This window comes from Enterococcus raffinosus, assembly GCF_018917525.1.
GTDB lineage: Bacteria > Bacillota > Bacilli > Lactobacillales > Enterococcaceae > Enterococcus_A > Enterococcus_A raffinosus_A.
Window position 1 is genome coordinate 48,260 of sequence record NZ_JAHLOS010000002.1, and the last position, 17,647, is coordinate 65,906.

At 41.6% G+C, this 17,647-nt stretch carries 18 protein-coding genes; 8 read left to right on the forward strand and 10 right to left on the reverse strand.

The window, feature by feature from the left end; translation table 11 throughout:
• Nucleotides 1-423 precede the first annotated feature (423 nt).
• Genes KQI58_RS01905 through KQI58_RS01920 form a run of 4 tightly spaced genes read left to right on the forward strand, consistent with a single transcriptional unit; the run spans nucleotide 424 to nucleotide 3,823 of the window.
• Complete coding sequence (locus KQI58_RS01905; RefSeq protein ID WP_216406000.1) at nucleotides 424-1,596, forward strand: betaine/proline/choline family ABC transporter ATP-binding protein; 1,173 nt, start codon at nucleotides 424-426, stop codon at nucleotides 1,594-1,596.
• A 2-nt stretch (nucleotides 1,597-1,598) separates the two neighbouring features.
• Nucleotides 1,599-2,234, forward strand: coding sequence for an ABC transporter permease (locus KQI58_RS01910; protein ID WP_216406002.1), 636 nt, complete (start codon nucleotides 1,599-1,601; stop codon nucleotides 2,232-2,234).
• 3 nt (nucleotides 2,235-2,237) lie between these two features.
• Nucleotides 2,238-3,155 carry an osmoprotectant ABC transporter substrate-binding protein gene (locus KQI58_RS01915; protein WP_216406004.1) on the forward strand — a complete coding sequence of 306 codons (918 nt, stop codon included), beginning with the start codon at nucleotides 2,238-2,240 and terminating at the stop codon, nucleotides 3,153-3,155.
• A gap of 5 nt (nucleotides 3,156-3,160) precedes the next feature.
• Nucleotides 3,161-3,823 carry an ABC transporter permease gene (locus KQI58_RS01920; protein WP_216406006.1) on the forward strand — a complete coding sequence of 221 codons (663 nt, stop codon included), beginning with the start codon at nucleotides 3,161-3,163 and terminating at the stop codon, nucleotides 3,821-3,823.
• A 55-nt stretch (nucleotides 3,824-3,878) separates the two neighbouring features.
• On the opposite strand, the gene KQI58_RS01925 is transcribed toward KQI58_RS01920, so the two are convergent.
• Nucleotides 3,879-5,297 carry a glycoside hydrolase family 1 protein gene (locus KQI58_RS01925; RefSeq protein ID WP_216406007.1) on the reverse strand — a complete coding sequence of 473 codons (1,419 nt, stop codon included), beginning with the start codon at nucleotides 5,295-5,297 and terminating at the stop codon, nucleotides 3,879-3,881.
• Nucleotides 5,298-5,323: 26 nt separating this feature from the next.
• Nucleotides 5,324-6,634, reverse strand: a complete 1,311-nt coding sequence (locus KQI58_RS01930; protein WP_216406009.1) for a PTS sugar transporter subunit IIC — start codon at nucleotides 6,632-6,634, stop codon at nucleotides 5,324-5,326.
• A 229-nt stretch (nucleotides 6,635-6,863) separates the two neighbouring features.
• On the opposite strand from KQI58_RS01930, the gene KQI58_RS01935 reads away from it, so the two are divergent.
• On the forward strand, nucleotides 6,864-7,589 hold the full coding sequence (locus KQI58_RS01935) for a GntR family transcriptional regulator (RefSeq protein ID WP_216406011.1): 726 nt from the start codon (nucleotides 6,864-6,866) through the stop codon (nucleotides 7,587-7,589).
• Nucleotides 7,590-7,683: 94 nt separating this feature from the next.
• Here the strand turns inward: KQI58_RS01935 and KQI58_RS01940 are convergent, their stop codons facing one another.
• The 6 genes from KQI58_RS01940 to KQI58_RS01965 form a co-directional block, all read right to left on the reverse strand.
• On the reverse strand, nucleotides 7,684-8,619 hold the full coding sequence (locus KQI58_RS01940) for a sugar-binding transcriptional regulator (RefSeq protein WP_216406013.1): 936 nt from the start codon (nucleotides 8,617-8,619) through the stop codon (nucleotides 7,684-7,686).
• Nucleotides 8,620-8,659: 40 nt separating this feature from the next.
• The gene (locus KQI58_RS01945) at nucleotides 8,660-9,466 is read right to left on the reverse strand and encodes a Cof-type HAD-IIB family hydrolase (protein ID WP_216406015.1); all 807 of its coding nucleotides are present in this window, start codon (nucleotides 9,464-9,466) and stop codon (nucleotides 8,660-8,662) included.
• Nucleotides 9,467-9,518: 52 nt separating this feature from the next.
• Nucleotides 9,519-9,824 (reverse strand): PTS sugar transporter subunit IIB, encoded by a 306-nt coding sequence (locus KQI58_RS01950; RefSeq protein WP_216406017.1) that lies wholly within the window; start codon nucleotides 9,822-9,824, stop codon nucleotides 9,519-9,521.
• A gap of 92 nt (nucleotides 9,825-9,916) precedes the next feature.
• Complete coding sequence (locus KQI58_RS01955) at nucleotides 9,917-10,381, reverse strand: PTS sugar transporter subunit IIA (RefSeq protein ID WP_216406019.1); 465 nt, start codon at nucleotides 10,379-10,381, stop codon at nucleotides 9,917-9,919.
• Nucleotides 10,382-10,395: 14 nt separating this feature from the next.
• On the reverse strand, nucleotides 10,396-11,436 hold the full coding sequence (locus KQI58_RS01960; protein ID WP_216406021.1) for a zinc-dependent alcohol dehydrogenase: 1,041 nt from the start codon (nucleotides 11,434-11,436) through the stop codon (nucleotides 10,396-10,398).
• Nucleotides 11,433-12,836, reverse strand: coding sequence for a PTS galactitol transporter subunit IIC (locus KQI58_RS01965; RefSeq protein WP_216406023.1), 1,404 nt, complete (start codon nucleotides 12,834-12,836; stop codon nucleotides 11,433-11,435). The genes KQI58_RS01960 and KQI58_RS01965 overlap by 4 nt, the downstream gene beginning before the upstream one ends.
• 215 nt (nucleotides 12,837-13,051) lie before the next feature.
• On the opposite strand from KQI58_RS01965, the gene KQI58_RS01970 reads away from it, so the two are divergent.
• Genes KQI58_RS01970 through KQI58_RS01980 form a run of 3 tightly spaced genes read left to right on the forward strand, consistent with a single transcriptional unit; the run spans nucleotide 13,052 to nucleotide 15,663 of the window.
• Nucleotides 13,052-13,705, forward strand: coding sequence for an L-ribulose-5-phosphate 4-epimerase (locus KQI58_RS01970; protein WP_216406025.1), 654 nt, complete (start codon nucleotides 13,052-13,054; stop codon nucleotides 13,703-13,705).
• A 38-nt stretch (nucleotides 13,706-13,743) separates the two neighbouring features.
• Nucleotides 13,744-14,649 (forward strand): transketolase, encoded by a 906-nt coding sequence (locus KQI58_RS01975; RefSeq protein WP_216406027.1) that lies wholly within the window; start codon nucleotides 13,744-13,746, stop codon nucleotides 14,647-14,649.
• 24 nt (nucleotides 14,650-14,673) lie between these two features.
• Entirely contained in the window at nucleotides 14,674-15,663 is a 990-nt protein-coding gene (locus tag KQI58_RS01980) for a transketolase family protein (protein ID WP_216406029.1), read from the forward strand.
• A gap of 42 nt (nucleotides 15,664-15,705) precedes the next feature.
• Here the strand turns inward: KQI58_RS01980 and KQI58_RS01985 are convergent, their stop codons facing one another.
• Together KQI58_RS01985 and KQI58_RS01990 are read right to left on the reverse strand one after the other, a co-directional pair.
• The gene (locus tag KQI58_RS01985; protein ID WP_216406031.1) at nucleotides 15,706-16,746 is read right to left on the reverse strand and encodes a 2-hydroxyacid dehydrogenase; all 1,041 of its coding nucleotides are present in this window, start codon (nucleotides 16,744-16,746) and stop codon (nucleotides 15,706-15,708) included.
• A 25-nt stretch (nucleotides 16,747-16,771) separates the two neighbouring features.
• On the reverse strand, nucleotides 16,772-17,410 hold the full coding sequence (locus KQI58_RS01990; protein WP_216406367.1) for an L-fuculose-phosphate aldolase: 639 nt from the start codon (nucleotides 17,408-17,410) through the stop codon (nucleotides 16,772-16,774).
• Nucleotides 17,411-17,647 lie beyond the last annotated feature (237 nt).

Sequence of the window (17,647 nt, forward strand, 5' to 3'; positions counted from 1 at the left end):
CTCCTCTTTTCCTCCGCTATTCTATCATGGGTCAATCCTATTGAAAAGCACTGTGCTATTTTCTTCCTCACGATGTAAATAGAAAAAAGACCAAAATTGTTGGAATTTTTTTTTAGTGATAAAAAATGTTTTTTATGAGCTCTGATACTCGATGTAGAGACTCAAAGCAACGATGAAAAATCATTCTAAGAACGTTATTCACCATCCAATGAAATCGGTTTAAAATGCTTCTTTTTGACCAAAAAAGAGCGGTCTATTTGTTTTTAAACGCGTCTTGTTGCATACTAAAATTATAACTATGTTCATTTTTTTACATTCAATTGATACTTTTTGCTGTTCTCATTTGAGATCTAACAAACGATATTGACCGTAAAAAAGGAAAAAAATTGGAAGATTTCCAACAATTAAAAAGGAGCAAAGAAGATGATTGAATTTGACCACGTTTCTAAAATTTACAATGGAAACAAAGTAGCAGTGGAAGACGTCAACCTTTCTTTCAATAAGGGAGAGTTTATTTGTTTGATTGGGACCAGCGGAAGCGGAAAAACGACTACCATGCGAATGATCAATCGTATGATCGATCCAACTAAAGGAACAATCAGGATTAACGGGGAAGATATTCAAAAGAAAAATCCCGTTGAATTACGCCGTCAGATTGGCTATGTCATTCAAAATATTGGCTTGATGCCACATATGACAATTCGCGACAACATTACTCTTGTTCAACGACTATTGAAAGTCGATAAAGAAGAACAGAACAAAACCGCAGAAAAAATGATTGACCTAGTGGAATTGCCGCGAGACATGCTGGATCGTTATCCCCATGAATTATCAGGTGGACAACAACAGAGAATCGGGGTTGTTCGTGCGCTTGCGGCTGACCAAGATGTCATTTTGATGGATGAACCCTTCGGTGCCTTAGATCCGATTACTCGTGATTCATTGCAGGACCTTGTAAAGGATTTACAAGAACGGCTAGGGAAAACAATCGTATTTGTTACTCACGATATGGACGAAGCATTAAAATTATCGAACCGGATCGCCATTATGGATAACGGGAAAGTCATTCAATTTGATACACCAGAAAATATCTTGCAAAATCCGGCCAATGAGTTTGTCGAAGAATTATTAGGTGAGGATCGCTTATTGCAAGCAAAACCAGATACCACAACAGTTGGCGAGATCATGATGCACACAGCTGTTTCCATCACCCCAGAAAAAAGCCTGCAAAATGCGATTCGCCTAATGCGGGAAAAACGGGTAGATACTCTTTTAGTCGTTGATGAGGACAATATCCTGAAGGGCTTTGTTGACGTTGAAACAATCGACCGCGAACGTCGGCGAGGAAAAGCGACAAGCATCGGTGATATCATTAATCCAAAGGTTTTCTACGTGAAGGAAAAAGCTTTGGTACGCGACAGTTTACAACGGATTCTGAAACGCGGCGTAAAATATGTTCCCGTTGTAGATGAAGGCAATCACCTTGTGGGTATTCTAACAAGAGTCTCACTTGTGGATATTATCTATGACGTTCTTTGGGGTGAGGAAGATACTTTCGGAGATGCAGCTGAAAACATCACTAGCGAGGAGGCGTAATTATGCAAGCATTCATCAATGAATATGGTCGGCAAATGCTGACAAAAAGCGCTGAACATTTATACATCTCAGCCATCGCTTTAGGCTTAGGGATTCTCGTTGCTGTTCCTTTAGGGATCGTATTGACCCGCCTGCCAAAAATTTCAAATTTAGTAATCGGGATTGCTAGCGTTTTGCAAACCATCCCCTCACTTGCCTTATTAGCACTGATGATCCCTTTCTTCGGTGTAGGAAAATTTCCGGCGATCATCGCGCTATTTATTTATTCGCTTTTACCAATTTTGCGAAACACCTTTATCGGTATGAAAAATGTCGATCGCAATTATCGTGATGTTGCAAAAGGAATGGGCATGACCAACTTGCAATCGATCTTTACGGTTGAATTGCCTATAGCGGTTCCGACGATCATGGCAGGGATTCGTTTAGCTGCTGTCTATGTAATCGCATGGGCTACACTCGCTTCTTATATCGGCGCAGGCGGCCTAGGTGATTTGATTTTCAGCGGGTTAAATAACTTCCAACCGCCTTTGATCATCGCTGGAACTGTTCCAGTTATTTTAATGGCACTGGTCATTGATCTGCTTTTAGGATTATTGGAAGATCGGATGACTCCGGCAGCACTAAGGAAGGAGGATTAACCCATGAAAAAAATAAGAATGTTCGTTTTACTGGGACTTTCCCTACTATTCCTAAGCAGCTGTTCTTTTCCTGGTCTAGCCTCCAACGATGACGAAGATACTATCGCTGTCACCGGAGGAATCACCTCAGAAATGCAAATTCTTGGAAGTATCACTGCTGGAATGGTCGAGCATTATACTGACAAGAAAACGACGGTGATCAATAACCTGGCCACCAATATGATCAATCATCAAGCGATGTTGAAAGACGACGCGTCCATCTCATCCGCACGTTATACAGGAACGGATTTATCTTCCATCCTGCAGCTGCCTGCGGAAAAAGATCCTAAAAAAGCCTTTACCATCGTCCATGATGAGTTTGAGAAGCGCTTTGATCAGACGTGGCTTCCTTCTTACGGCTTTGACAATACGTATGTGTTCTTAGTTCGAAAGGACACCGCGGAAAAATACAACCTGAAAAAGGTCAGTGATTTGAAACGCGTTGCGGGAGAATTAAAAGCTGGGGTAGATACCTCTTGGATTACGCGTAAAGGTGATGGCTATGAAGGCTTTAAGCAGGCTTATGGTTTCGAGTTTTCTTCTATTCTGCCTATGCAGGTCAGCCTCGTCTATGATGCGTTGTCCGCGAAAAAAATGGATATCGTTCTCGGTTACTCAACAGATGGCCGTATCGCTAGCTATGACCTTGTAATGCTAGAAGATGATTTACGCTTCTTCCCGCCTTACGATGCGGCACCGATCGTTTCAAATAAATTATTAAAAACCGATCCAGAGGTCAAAGACGCGTTAGAACGTTTAGCTGGAAAAATCTCTACTGAAGAGATGCAAAAGCTCAACTATCGGGCAGATAATGACCTTGTGGAACCACAAATCGTTGCAGAAGATTTTCTAAAAGAACATAACTATTTCGAAGGGAAGTGAGCGTAATGCAAAATTTAAATACATTTCAACAATTCATTCAATACTATCAAACGAATGGCAGTATTATTTTCACGCAATTTATACGCCACTTCTTGATTTCGATTTACGGAGTAATTTTTGCGGCAATCGTCGGGATTCCTCTGGGGATTTTCATCGCTCGGCATACAAAATTAGCTAACTGGGTAATTCGGCTAGCTAATGTCATTCAAACCATTCCCTCTTTAGCGATGATTTCCGTTTTAATGATCGGGATGGGTCTTGGTGTCAATGTCGTAATTTTGACCGTTTTCTTGTACTCACTGCTACCAATCATCAAAAATACCTATACCGGCATGCGGCAAGTCGATAAAAATGCGTTAGATGTCGGAACTGGCATGGGAATGACCAATTGGCAGCGGCTATATATGATCGAGCTTCCATTATCTGTCTCAGTGATTATGGCCGGCATTCGGAACGCACTAGTCGTAGCGATCGGAATTACTGCCATCGGCGTCTTCGTTGGAGCCGGCGGATTAGGTGATATCATCATCCGCGGAACCAACGCAACAGACGGGACCGCAATCATTTTAGCAGGTGCTTTACCAACTGCTTTGATGGCAATCATGACCGACTGGATTTTGAGTATCGTCGAACGCAAACTCGATCCAGCTACAAGGACAAGTAAATAAGTCGTAAAACAAATGCTCTCCAATCATTTATACCAATGGTTGGAGAGCTATTTGTCTATTTAAAATCTTTTTCATCCTCAACAATGAGCTTCCGATCATCCACTAGTGAACGATACCAATAGGCTGATTTCTTCAATGATCGCGTACGTTGTTCATCTAATTCAATGCGAACCAACCCATAGCGGTTTTTAAAAGCATTCATAGGTGAAACACAATCGGTAAAGGCCCAAAGCATGTACCCCTCACAGGTCGATCCGTCTTCAATCCCTCGCAATAGATGGTAGAGATGCTGTGAAATGAAATCAATGCGATAATCATCCTGAACGATGCCATCCTCGTTTTTATACAATTCCTCTTGTTCGCGGCCCATTCCATTTTCTGTGATCAACCAAGGAATCGGTCGGTAATTATTTTTTAGATACATCGACATGTCATACATAATCTCTGGGTAGATTTCCCAGCCGCGAGAGTTATTCATGCGTTTCCCAGGAAGATCAAAGCTCTCATAATAAGCTTCTGGATGGAAGGGCGTTTGATCATTCCAAGCATATCTTGGCGCACGGACGCGTTTTGGATAATATTGATTGATCCCAAGAAAATCAACGGGGTTGTTTTTGATAACCTCAAGCTCCTCGTTTGTCGGCTCAAAATAAATCTCATGCTTTTTACATACTTGAATCAGTTCCTCAGAATATTCACCGTTAATCATCGGATCAAAAAATACCCGATTAAAGAACAAATCATACATTTTTGCTGCCTGAAGATCTTCCACAGAACTTGATCTAGGATAGACCATTTCAGGATTCAAAATGCAGCCGATCCGTCCGTCATTTTGTGTCCGATGATAGCATTCAACTACTCTGGCCGTGGCTAAGGCCTTATGATAGTTCCACAGCATCCATTTTTTCGTGTTTTGTTCATGGGGCCAGCGCGCGGCGTCCAAATAGCATCTGGTTTGAACGACAATCGGTTCATTAAAGGTGAACCAATTTTTCACGCGATCACCATAGCGTTCAAAAGCAATCTGTGCGTATTGTACATATAGCTCAAGGACATGTTTAGAAGACCACCCATCATAGGTATCCAGCAAATAGGACGGCACCTCGTAATGCTCTAAACAGATCATTGGCTCTACTCCTGCTTCAATCTGCCCATCAATGATCTCATCAATGTGTGCGGCATACTCCTCATCTACGATCAACTTTTCGTAGTCTATAAAAAAGCGTGACCAATTGATGGAGGTTCGATAATGAGTCAAATGAATCTCCTTCATCAACGCGATATCTTTCTCATAATTTTCCATGAAATTTGTCGCCACGGCTGGACCATAGCCTTCATGCCAAACGAACCGTTCGTTTTTATACCAGCTGTCGATAAAAGAGTCTTGCCCTGCTTTTTTTCCTTTCCAGCCCTCTGTTTGCCAAGCCGATGCTGCTGCTCCAATTATAAAATCTTTCGGAATTGAAATTTCCATTAGTTGCCTCCTAGTTCATAATAGTGTTACGCATTTTCTATTGCTGCTTTGTTCGAAATTTTGACAAATGGTAAATAGATTAAGATAGATACGATGATACAAATAATTTGAGTAATCACTGCTCCAATATCACCGGCTGTCGCAAGATAAGCATTCACGATTGGCGGCATTGGCCAAGGAACCATCACCACGGCTTTTGCCGCAAAGCCTAATGAGGTCGCTACATAACCGATCGTTCCAGTAATCAATGGGGTTGCAATAAACGGGATCTCTAAAATCGGATTAAGCATGATCGGCATTCCGAAAATCACCGGCTCATTGATATTGAAAATTCCGGGAGCCAAGGATAATTTGGTGATTTCCCGCATATCGTCTCGTTTACTCACGAGTAAAATCGCGATCAATAAACCGATTGTAACCCCTGAACCGCCCATACTCATATACATATCCCAAAAAGGCATTGTGATAATATTAGGGATCTCTTTTCCCGCTTCAAAGGCTTCGGTATTCACAGCGATAGCAGCTAACAGTAACGGTTCACGTACAGGCTTCACCATCTGGTTCCCGTGGATTCCAATGACCCAGAACACCTGCGCAATAAACATTAGCAGCAGGATTCCCGGCAAGCCTTGAACGATCCCTTCTAACGGTCGTTGAACAATATTATAAATAATGTCATACGCATACATTCCCGTCGCTGCTTTTATCGCAAAGCCCGCAGTTGCAATGATAGCTACCGTTAATATGGTCGGAAATAAAGCTGAGAAGCTTTCCGATACATTGGTGGGAACAGTATCCGGCATCTTTAACTTCAGGCGCTCCTGCCGTCCTAGCCAACAATACAACTCAATTGAAGCAATCGCCACAAACATCCCGAGGAATAATCCTTTCGTATCTGTATATTGTTTCGCTAAGACATTTTCGGCTACGACAGTAATGTTATCCGCATTTATATACTCGTAGACAAAGGGATTGACTGATAGATAACTCATCACCGCGACAATTCCCGGAAAAATGCCTTTCACGTTGTTCAACTTAGCCAACTCGATACCGATCAGAAAAACTGCGTAAATCGTTAGAAAACTCAAAGTAACATAACTTACAGCTGATGATATCGGTTTCAATTCTGCTAAAAAGCTCAGTGCCTTGATTCTCGCTAAACCATTTTCATTGTCAAATACCATCGCTGAGAACAAGGTTCCAAACGCTCCGGTAATGATAACTGGGATTAAGGAAGCAAAAGCATTCTTGATTACCATGATGTAACGAAATGAATTGACCTTCGTCGCAAAATTACCAAGAACTTCCGTAAGTTTTCCCATAAAGCCGTTTTCCATAATACTCCTCCTCGTAATTGATTCTTGCTTTTCTAGTTTCCAACTATGCTATACTTTTCTTACAAATTATAAAAAAACACAATAAAATCGGAACATTATTCTCTTTAGTAATCGATTACATTGTCAATCTAATACAGTTTTAAAAATTTGTAAATTCAAGTTGTCTTTTCGGAAAAATTTGGAAACCTTAGTCTTATCAACTTGCTTTTTAGCATGAAAGGAGAAGAAAATGGCGTTTTATCAAGACATCGCAGTCGACCTAAGAAAGCAGATCATTGATGGTATTTATCCCAAAGGCTCTAGATTACCAAATCAGGCAGAATTAGCGAGACATTACAGCACAAGCCGCGTAACGATCCAAAAAGCGTTGAAAAGCCTTCAAATCGAGGGATTGATCGAAGGCCGACAAGGATCAGGCTCTTATGTAAAGGGACCTGAATCGGTCTATGATTATGACGCTAGTATTTATGGCGGCATGACAAAAAAACTGGGACACCTAGGAAATCTAAACAGTAAAATTATTTCCTTTGGCGTGACCTTCCCCAGTGAAAAGGATCAAGAAAAACTGAAGATCGGTAAAAATGATCCAATTTATGATATTATTCGGCTTCGTATGCTAGACGACGAGCCCTTAGCAATTGAATACACGGTGATGCCTGTCCTACTAATACCGGGAATCAGCGAGGAAATCCTAAAGAATTCAATCTATCAGTATATCCAAGAGGAGTTGCATTTAAAATTCGGACAATCCCATCGCCGAATCAAGGCCGACAAACCTGATCAATATGACATCGAATACCTTCATTGTCAGCCAGACGATCCAGTCTTAGAAATCGAGCAGACGGTTTATTTGGAAAACGAGCAACCTTTTGAATACTCTCAAACGCGACATCGTTACGATAAAGGCGATATCACGATCGTAAACAAATCCAGCAGACACATTTACCAGTTGTAAAGCATTCATTTAGCAAATTCTCCAAAACGCAAATATCCTCTTCCTTTAAAAAGGAAGAGGATATTTGCTATTCTATAAACTTAGTACGACTAAATTAACTATTCAACAATTCATAACCGACTTCCTCATCACAAATCAAAACATTAATCAATTTACCATTGATTGCACCGAGGGTTGCCGTTGCTCGTTTTTTTGAGCAGACTGCACCAATGCTGATTGGAGATAGCCGAAGTGAATCCAGACCACTAGAAATTGGAAACTGATTACGGTATTGAATTTCTTTTCCTTCGACATCAAAGGCCCGACCGATCATTGTCCCCACAGCTCCTTCAGCGAGCAGGTCGTTCAAATCATGATTATCTAATATCCCTGAAGAAACGAGCGTATTCCGTGTCGTTTCGATATTTCCGATTCCGCTAAAAGCCACATCAATCTTGCGTCCCAGCGAAATATTCAAATCGATTTGCGGCTGAGCCAGTAGTTCCTCCTGAAGCTTCCGGGAGTTAACGAACGCTGGTGCATTGAAGAATTCATGACGACCGTCCAATTTTTGAGCCAAGCGAAAAACTAACTCGTTGCCATCCATCACCGTTCGGTTCGGCCCTAAGCTTCCGGTCAACTGGACCACATGAACATTTTTCAGCTCATGATCTGGGAAATGTTTTACCATTTTTTCAACAGTTCTCCCCCACGAAATCCCTAAAAGCTTGTCATCTGCTAAAACTCCGTTGATATAATCAGCCGAAGCTTTACCTACATTGTCGAGATTGAATTCATAATCTCCCAAGCTTTTTACCACAATGACCTCCAAAAGATCGAACTTTTCCTTTAGCTTCGTCATCAGCGCATTGTTGCGTTCAAAAGGCGCTTCAATCGTGATTTTGACGATCTGCTTCTCGCGTGCTTCCTCCAGCATTCTGGAAATGGATGGACGTGATACCCCAATTATTTTCGCAATATCGTTTTGGTTCATCCTATCTAAGTAATACATTTCTGCTACTTTTAATAATGTAGAAATATCATTCGCCATATTATCCTCCTAGTTCAAATACTGGATCGTCATCCTCTAATTATGTAATAAAGTTGTCAATCATTTTCAAAGCCGTGACTACACCGTCTTCATCATTCGTCGGACAATGCCAGTTAGCTGCCTGTTTTAATTCACTCGTTGCATTTCCCATCGCGATGGATTGCGAAAAGCGTTCAAAAGAAGAAAGATCGTTGCCATTATCCCCCACGACAAAGACCTCGCTGTCCGAAAGTTCGTAATAAGCTGCTAGTTTAGCTAAAGAGCTGCCTTTACTGACATTTTTCTTACCAAACTCGATCATCGTCGGATAGCCCTCCACACAGGTATAGTGTTTTGAAAAACGCTGTTCTACTCGGCTTTTGTTCTGTTTTATTATATCGGGGTTATCGCAAATAAGCAATTTGGAATATTTTTCAGTTGGTTCACCTTCGCTTATTGGACAAACCCTCAGCTGATTATTTGTCAAAAAACAAAATTCCAGTGTCCCAAGATTTATCGAAGGAAATGCTGTAATTGCTCCACGCTCATTAACCGCGATACAGGTCAAGCCATTTTCACAACAATAATTCGTTAGTTCTTGATACGCCGAAAAATCTAGCAGCTCCTCAACCAGTCTATCACCAGCCCCATTTTGAACCAGAGCACCATTAGCGAGAACATGGTAATCCTCTGCTATTCCCACTACTTGAGCATGAGGCAGTACTCCCGACAACGGACGTCCAGAACAAAAGGCGAAGGTGTACTTTTTACTTTTCGCTCTCTGGCGAATCGCATCTGCTACGTTTTTTGTCAGCCTGCCATTCGAATCCAGCGCTGTTCCATCAAGGTCTAAAGCAACTAAAACCATTCGAATCTCCTTTCAAAAAAAGGCTGGACACTTTATCCAGCCTTTTGACATATTATTTTCCCATCTCTTTTAAGGCCGCTAACGCTGCATCTAAAAATGTTTCTTCATCTAAACCAGTTAATAACCCAACAGAATTGATTTGTGGAATTCCTTCTGCATCGGCAGGATCGATTGGACTAGTAAAGGCGATCAAGTCAATATCGCCGTTAGAGACAGCTCCTTTGACCATTCCTGGATTTACTTCCTGAATTTCTACTTCATAGCCGTGTTCCTCTAATAATTCCACGATTCGCTCCCCCACCATGGCAGAACTAACTGTGCCGGATCCGCATACAGATAATATTTTGATTTCGGTCATCTCAAAACCTCCAATTTAAGTAGTTTTCGTGCTCACACTCCGATAAGTCCTTTTATCCATTATAGTATAACGCTTTCACGAAGTGGGGATTTTTAAAATTTAATTTTGCTAGTCACTGCTAAAACTTCCTCAGGTGTTGTCGCAGAACTGATTGCATCAAGATCGTCTTTGGTCTTAAAAACATTCATCAGTTGTCGTAGCAAATCCAGCTGCTTTTTCGGATGCTCCATCGCTAACGGGAAAAATATTTTACTTTGCAGTTTAATATCAGGACTGCCCATCATGGATACTTCAATCGGTTCTTTGGTTACGACGACACCCATGCCCGGCCGCAAGACATGCTCCGGATCTGTATGAGGAATCGCGATGTTGTGTCCATCTGCCGCTAGTCCCGTTGGGAAAACTTTTTCTCTAGCCACGACTGCTTCCACGTAAGACGGTTTAACTATTTCCGCCTTCTCAAATTCTGCCCCAATCAATTGGATAACCTCTTCAAATGAGTGAACATCTTGATTAAGTAAAATACAATTTCTTTCAACCAGATTTTTTTCTTCCATCGCAAACCCTCCTTTTATTGTTTATTCGGCTGTAGAACCACTTTGATTTCATTGCCAGCCATCACTTGTTCGATCGCTTCTTCCCATTGCTCTAATGGGTAAATTTTTGTGATCAAGCGTTCCGCATCGATTTTTCCCTGTTTCATCAGATCTAAGGTCAAATGCCAAGTGGAAGGTTTTTGCGAGCGCGATCCGATTATATTCATCTCACGCTGTACGATCGAATTCATATCCAATTCATTTAAATTTTTGCCAAAAACGCCCATTTGCACTAAGGTTCCCTTTTGCTTCAAATAATCAAAAATTGCTTTGATCGCTGGAGCTGCTCCCGAACACTCAAAACAATAATCCGCACCCTTACCATTCGTGAACTCTTTGATAATCGCTGTCGCATCCTCTGTCAGCGAATCAATCACTCGATCAGCACCTAATTCCTTAGCTGTCTTCAACCGCTCGGCATCTTGGGTGATCCCTACAGCGATTACTTTAGCTTCCACACTTTTCAACACTTGACTTAAGCATAACCCAATTGGACCAGGCCCGACAATCACTGCTACTTCACCCTTTTTAACTTGAGCCTTTTCCAAGCTGGCGTGAACTCCGCAGGCGATCGGTTCAGTAATCGAAGCTGCCAATAAACTAATCTTTTGATCCAATACATGAATACTTTCCTCACGAGTCAGCACATACTCGGCAAAGCTGCCGTTCACTTGGCTGCCTAGGCCTTTGCGATTTAAGCAAAGATTGTATTCTTTATTTTGACAAGATTCGCATTCACCACAGGTATCAAAGGTTGTTTCACTAGTGACGAATGCGCCTTTTTGAACTTTCGTGACATTTTCGCCGACCGCTTCTACTACACCAGAAAACTCGTGACCTAAAACCAGCGGTGTTTTTAAACGATCATACTCCCCTTTAAATCCATGAATATCTGTTCCGCAAATCCCCGTGTAAATAACTTTGACTAAGACTTCCTGATCCTTAGGTACAGGCTTCTCAATCTCTAATAATTCCATTTTGTTGTAGCCGGGTTCTGTTTTGACTAACGCCTTCATGCAACCACCTTTTCTTTTGGCGTATCTGGTTTTTCACCTTCCAAGAAGCTCCAAACTGCCTGTTTGTTTTTCTTGAATAGGACATACATTGCTAGGTAAAGTACGACAACGATTCCCATCCATAAAAAGTTTCCAGACAAGAATGCTAAGAAAATCAAGGCCATCACCGGATTGTACAAAATCCCAAAGCTGGTAATCATCATAGCTCCTTCTGGTATATTCACACCGACTTGTGCAGCCACTTCAGTAAAGTATGGTGCTGTTAACGTACATACATACAAACCAATTGTAAACCAAATGATACCCGAGATCACGCCTTTGAAAATATTTCCCTTCGATACACAAATAATCATTTCTACCATGTATGGCAATGCGATTAAATCGACTAACGGCAAGGTTTCGTTTCCTGGTAATACCATCGCCAGCAAGACCATGATTGGAATTAAAATCAGTCCCGTCATCAAAGTCGCAGGCTCACCATAACCAACCGCATCATTGACAGAGAGCATCCATTCACGGTTCTTTCCACTACCTTTCGCTGTTTTCTTACTGGCATTTGTTAAGCTGGTAAATGCCGAAGCAAAAATACTCGCAACTCGCGGGAAGATTGCCATAACAGCTGATACTGCTAGTCCCATTGTGAAAACACTGCCCCAACCATCTAAGCTCGTCAAATTGTTCAAGTTCCCCATGATTCCGATCAGCAGGCCAAGAAACAATCCTAAAGTAATCGGTTCTCCTAAGAAGCCTAATTTCTTTTTCAACGTTGCTGGGTCCCAATTAATTTTACCAGCACCTAATTTATCTAAAATCCAATTCATGATGATTGCATACGGCACCGAGGTAACATGGTGCGGCGCAGTTAAGGTCGTCCCTGGCAAATTATAGTAATTCGCCCAGCGTTTAGCGATCACCTCACCTAATAGCATGACATATAAATTCTGCACGATCATACATGCCATCGCCAACGCCATGTTACTAGTGATCAGATAAATCATTGAGCCCCAAACCATGAAAGAATAATTATTCCACATGTCACTAGGCATAAATACATCGGTCCATTTTAATAAGAATAATGCCACTTGCAAGACCAAACCTACTACTAAGAAAACCACACCAACCTGTGTCGAATAGGCAATGACCGAAGTCGCCTGCCAGCCTGTGTCAAATACCGGCAGCTTCACACCCGTCTGCTCGACCATGTTGTTGATAACCGGTGTCACGATTGGCACAAATGAATTCACGATCAAGTTGAACCCTGTCAACCCGATCCCAGCATTCAAGGCAGACTGAAAGGCTTTTTTAGGTTTTACCTTCAAAAATAATGCCACAATGAACAACATCACTGGTACAACAACGGCTGCTCCAAATGAACTTAAGATATTTTGTAACAACTCCACAATAATTCCTCCCTTTTCATGAACTTTTTTTCACTTGTTAGAACTTATGAAAAGTATCGCATGACATTTTACTGTTGTCAATGCTTTTATTGAAAACGATTACAGCTTATTTTATATCTGTTTATTCATATAATTGCGGATCCAACCATGAAATACATATTGACATTTGTTCTCTATAATGAAATAATGTAAAAAACAACATTGGAGGTTATACTATGCTGGAACAACTAAAAGAGACGGTGTGCAAGGATAATAAAGCGCTTCCTAAAAATGGACTAGTTTTATGGACGAGCGGAAATGTCAGCGCAAAAGATCCCGAAACAGAATATGTGGTCATCAAACCTAGCGGCATTCACTTTGACGATTTAACGCCAGAGAGCATGATTGTCGTAGATTTGAAAGGCAATGTCATTGAAGGTGAGCTGACTCCTTCTGTCGATACAGAATCTCATTTATATGTCTACAACCATTGTCCTGAAGTATTAGGTATCACTCACACACATTCTCCTTACGCGACAGCTTTTTCGATTGCAGGAGAATCACTACCTATATACACAACTACTTCTGCTGCCGTTTTCGGTAAAGAGATTCCACTGTCAGAAATCGCTGCTGTCGGCGAGAAAGCCATTGGAGCTGAGATCGTCCGTTGCTATCAAGAAACAAATTGTCCCGCAATTCTACTGAAAAACCATGGTGTCTTCACTGTTGGAAAGTCTGCGACAAACTCACTAAAAAATGCGGTTATCCTAGAAGAAACCGCTCAAAGCGTCTATTACGCCAGAACTTTAAACACCTCACTCAAACCATTAGAAGATTCCTATACTGCCGAAGTATATGACTTCTACCAAAATAATTACGGACAAAAATAAATAAACTAAATACATTAATACGAAAAAGGAGTTTTATCATGGCAAATCATTATACGGTCGCTGATGTAGAAAAAGCGGCAAAAAACATTCGCAAACATGTTCTAAAATTGACACTTGAAAGAAACGGCTGCTACCTCTCACAAGCTTGTTCATCAGCAGAGCTTTTCGCGACTCTTTACTTACGTGTATTGAACTTAAGCGAAAGCAAAGCACCTCGTTTACCTGGACAATTTCCGGGAACACCGTCGAAGGACAATATGGATTACATTCAAGGGGCTGAATATCACGGATCATTAAAAGCACCTTATGATCGATTCTTTATTTCACCGGCACATTATGCAGCACCTGTATATGCAGCATTGATAGAAGCAGATCGTTTAGATGAAGCCGCATTAGAAATGTTCAATCGTGACGGTTATTCAATGGAAATGATCGGTGCCAATCACACACCCGGTTTTGAAAACGCTGCCGGAACATTAGACCAAGCAATCAGCGTTGCAGGCGGTACAGCTCATGCCCGGAAATTACGCGGTGAAGAAGGTCGGATCTTCGTAATGATGTCTGATGGCGAAATGGAAGAAGGTCAATTGTGGGAAGCTATTCAGGCTGCGGTCTTCTATCAATTGGACAATTTGGTTTTAATCGTGGATATCAACGGACAGCAGGTCGAAGGCGAGACCAAGAAAGTGATGGCTATCGAGCCGCTAGAAGATCGTTTTACCGCATTTGGCGCTAAGGCGGTTTCAGTTAACGGACATGACATTGAGGCCATTGAAGATGCTGCCAAACAAGGCGAAAAGAACAAGCCGTTAGTGATTCTTTGCTATACCGATCCAACACAAGGTATTCCGTACTTAAACGAAAGAAGACCGATTTTACATTTTGTTCGCTTAAAAGAAGGCGAAGAATTCGACAAATACACGAAATTCTACAATGAAATGTAAGAGAAAAGAGGAAGGAGTTTTATTATGAAAATCGAATCGGATGTACATTCAAAAAATATGATCAAATTTGCACAGGAAAATGAGGATGTTTTGGTCTTGTCCGCTGACTTAGGTACTTCTTGTGAGGTCAAAGAATTCCCAAAAGTATTCCCTGAAAAGTATTTATCGATGGGAATCGCTGAGCAAAACATGTTAAGTTGGGCCGCTGGCCTAGCTCGCGAAGGCTTCCGCCCCTTCTTACACACCTTTGCAGTTTTTCTTTATCGCAGACCGCTGGATCAACTAGAAATGTCGATTGCTTATCCGAATCTACCAGTCTCTCTGTTAGGTTTCGTACCAGGAATCACGACTCCCGGCGGTGTTACTCACCAATCAATTGAAGACGTCGGTATCTTGCGAACAATCCCCAACATGACGATCTTCGATTGCGGCGATGCCACAGATGTTGAATCAGCATTGAATATTTGTAAAGAAGTCAATGGACCAATCTACGTCAGAATGTTGCGTGGCCAAATGCCGCGGCTCTTCTCTCCAGACAAACCAACGGAGTTCAACAAAGGCCGGGTCATTTCCGAGGGAGACGATGTCGCTTTATTCTCTAGTAGTATCTGTACCGAAGAAGCAATGCGAGCGACTCAATGGCTTGAGAAAAAAGGTGTCTCAGTTCAGCACGTTCATATCACGACACTTAAACCTTTCACCGATCCATTAGTGGTTGATTCAATCAAGAAAGTAAAACATGGTGTTGTTACCATGGAAAATCATGTCACCATCGGTGGTTTAGGCACCGCAGTCGGCGAAGTAATGCTAGAGCATCAACTGCATAAGCAATTAATCAAGGTTGGAATCAATGATGAATGGACACACGGTGCTTCGAAACCTTATTTATTAAAAAAGTATGGTTTAGATGCCGCTTCATTAATCCGTGCTGTTGAAAAAATCCTAGACAAAGACCTCGACTTCAATGAGGAAGAGCTCGAAGAAATTCGTTTAGAAGATTACGATCGCGTATAAAATAAAAGAGTTCCTGAGAATTGGTTTTCTCAGGAACTCTTTTTAAATGATGAATTCGCTAACTCCAGTTTGAAGATAACCCTTTACCGTTTTCGCTAACAAAAGCGGTGATTTAGGAATCGCATCCACAGTATCCCCTGCGATATGCGAAGTAATGACCAAATTATCCAATTCGAGTAAAGGATCATCCGCCTCTATCGGCTCCTCCCACACAACATCAATAGCAGCTCCAGCAATTTTTCTCTTCTTCAAAGCCTCAATAAAATCCGCTTTAACCAGAATACCAGGACGAGCAGTATTGATTAAATAAGCACTAGGCTGCATAAGAGCCAACAATTTCCTGTCGATTAAATTTTCCGTTTCAGGCGTTACCCGCATATGCAGAGAAACAATATCTGAATGCTTAAATAATGCCTCTAAAGAAACAAAGGTTAAATCAATACCAGATGACCGTACTGCTTCTTGATCAATAAAAGGATCGTAGGCGATCACCTTTACTCCAAGATTGACAAGTCGTTGTGCCACCATTTTTCCAATATGTCCCAGTCCCACTAAACCAACTGTTTGACTAGAAAGTGTCGTACGATAGGCATCATTCGGAAAATTTTTCGGCCATGCGCCCTGCATCACTGCCGCATGGGAAAGTGCAATATTTCTGGTCACTGAATAAATCATGCCAATGGTATAGTCTGCAACCGGTTCGGCGTTCCGAATGACATGAATAACTGGAATCCCCATTTCCCGCGCTAAACCAATATCCAGATGCTCTACCCCACCACGGCAGGTTCCAATCAACTTCAGATTCTGTGCATTTTCCAACAACTTACGAGAAACTGGAGCCACGTGAACGAATAAATAATCAGCATCACTTATTTCTTCCATAATCCTTTCAGGAATCGCTACCGATTCAGGACCGTTTTGTTCAATCAATTTTAACTTTCGCTGAAATTCTTTCGGAGAATCTTCCGGGTACCATTCTAAAGAAACAATCTCTACAGGCTCTGGCAGATCCATCATTTCAACCGCTTGTCTCCATATATCCACAGAAACAAATGTATCTCCGACAATAATTACTTTACTCATTGCTCATCACCTCGCCGCACTTCTCTTATTGTCCATAACTAGGAAAACGCTCGTGTACTTCAGCCATGTCTGCATCGTCCAATATTACTGGATCTCCAAATAAAGAAGCACCTACATGTAAACCCGCTAAACGTTCGATCTCACTGGCTACCGAAAACGCATCGTGCAAAGTCGGACCGCATGTCAGCAGCCCATGATTCGCTAAAAAACAAGCATAACGATTCTCCATCGCTTCAAAGGCGTACTCCGCCAACTTCTCAGTCCCAAAAGTCGCATATTCAGAACAATGAACATCATTACCTCCTGCAACCGCTATCATATAATTGGTCGCTGGTAAAGGCTTGCGGCAAGTCGCAAGAATCGAACTAAATGTCGAATGCGCATGTACGACCGCACGAATTTCAGCACCTCGCCGTTGATAATTAATCAAATGCATCTGCCATTCACTTGAAGGCTTCCTTGCTCCTTCAACAACCTTCCCTTCCAGATCCAGCAAAACAATATCCTCTACTGTCATCTCAAAATAATCAATGCCACTAGGTGTGATTGCCATCAACTGTTTTTCAGGGTCATACATGCTGATGTTTCCGCCAGTCCCTGCAGTCAATCCCGTCGAAATCAATTTTTTGCCATATTCTACTAGCTGTACCTTTTCCGCATCCATCATACGCACCACTCCTTTTTGAAATTATGTTCAATTTTCAGAAAATATTTTCTATAATAAAAATATCATCTTCTGATTAATTAGTCAAATAAGAACAATAGTTCATTTTTAAGAAATAATTATCTTCCATAATTCTCTGATAGCGCCTAAAATCTTTGAATCCTCTCTTTTCGCGTCACCTACCCCGTGGTATCATTTATGAACAGTTAGCGTTCTGGTACCAACGAAAACGATGTT

What these genes read in the sequence shown, in the direction of transcription:
- KQI58_RS01905 (WP_216406000.1), top strand. Translation starts at nt 424, where the DNA reads ATGATTGAATTTGACCACGTTTCTAAAATTTACAATGGAAACAAAGTA.
- KQI58_RS01910 (WP_216406002.1), top strand. Translation starts at nt 1,599, where the DNA reads ATGCAAGCATTCATCAATGAATATGGTCGGCAAATGCTGACAAAAAGC.
- KQI58_RS01915 (WP_216406004.1), top strand. Translation starts at nt 2,238, where the DNA reads ATGAAAAAAATAAGAATGTTCGTTTTACTGGGACTTTCCCTACTATTC.
- KQI58_RS01920 (WP_216406006.1), top strand. Translation starts at nt 3,161, where the DNA reads ATGCAAAATTTAAATACATTTCAACAATTCATTCAATACTATCAAACG.
- KQI58_RS01925 (WP_216406007.1), bottom strand. Translation starts at nt 5,297, where the DNA reads ATGGAAATTTCAATTCCGAAAGATTTTATAATTGGAGCAGCAGCATCG.
- KQI58_RS01930 (WP_216406009.1), bottom strand. Translation starts at nt 6,634, where the DNA reads ATGGAAAACGGCTTTATGGGAAAACTTACGGAAGTTCTTGGTAATTTT.
- KQI58_RS01935 (WP_216406011.1), top strand. Translation starts at nt 6,864, where the DNA reads ATGGCGTTTTATCAAGACATCGCAGTCGACCTAAGAAAGCAGATCATT.
- KQI58_RS01940 (WP_216406013.1), bottom strand. Translation starts at nt 8,619, where the DNA reads ATGGCGAATGATATTTCTACATTATTAAAAGTAGCAGAAATGTATTAC.
- KQI58_RS01945 (WP_216406015.1), bottom strand. Translation starts at nt 9,466, where the DNA reads ATGGTTTTAGTTGCTTTAGACCTTGATGGAACAGCGCTGGATTCGAAT.
- KQI58_RS01950 (WP_216406017.1), bottom strand. Translation starts at nt 9,824, where the DNA reads ATGACCGAAATCAAAATATTATCTGTATGCGGATCCGGCACAGTTAGT.
- KQI58_RS01955 (WP_216406019.1), bottom strand. Translation starts at nt 10,381, where the DNA reads ATGGAAGAAAAAAATCTGGTTGAAAGAAATTGTATTTTACTTAATCAA.
- KQI58_RS01960 (WP_216406021.1), bottom strand. Translation starts at nt 11,436, where the DNA reads ATGAAGGCGTTAGTCAAAACAGAACCCGGCTACAACAAAATGGAATTA.
- KQI58_RS01970 (WP_216406025.1), top strand. Translation starts at nt 13,052, where the DNA reads ATGCTGGAACAACTAAAAGAGACGGTGTGCAAGGATAATAAAGCGCTT.
- KQI58_RS01975 (WP_216406027.1), top strand. Translation starts at nt 13,744, where the DNA reads ATGGCAAATCATTATACGGTCGCTGATGTAGAAAAAGCGGCAAAAAAC.
- KQI58_RS01980 (WP_216406029.1), top strand. Translation starts at nt 14,674, where the DNA reads ATGAAAATCGAATCGGATGTACATTCAAAAAATATGATCAAATTTGCA.
- KQI58_RS01985 (WP_216406031.1), bottom strand. Translation starts at nt 16,746, where the DNA reads ATGAGTAAAGTAATTATTGTCGGAGATACATTTGTTTCTGTGGATATA.
- KQI58_RS01990 (WP_216406367.1), bottom strand. Translation starts at nt 17,410, where the DNA reads ATGGATGCGGAAAAGGTACAGCTAGTAGAATATGGCAAAAAATTGATT.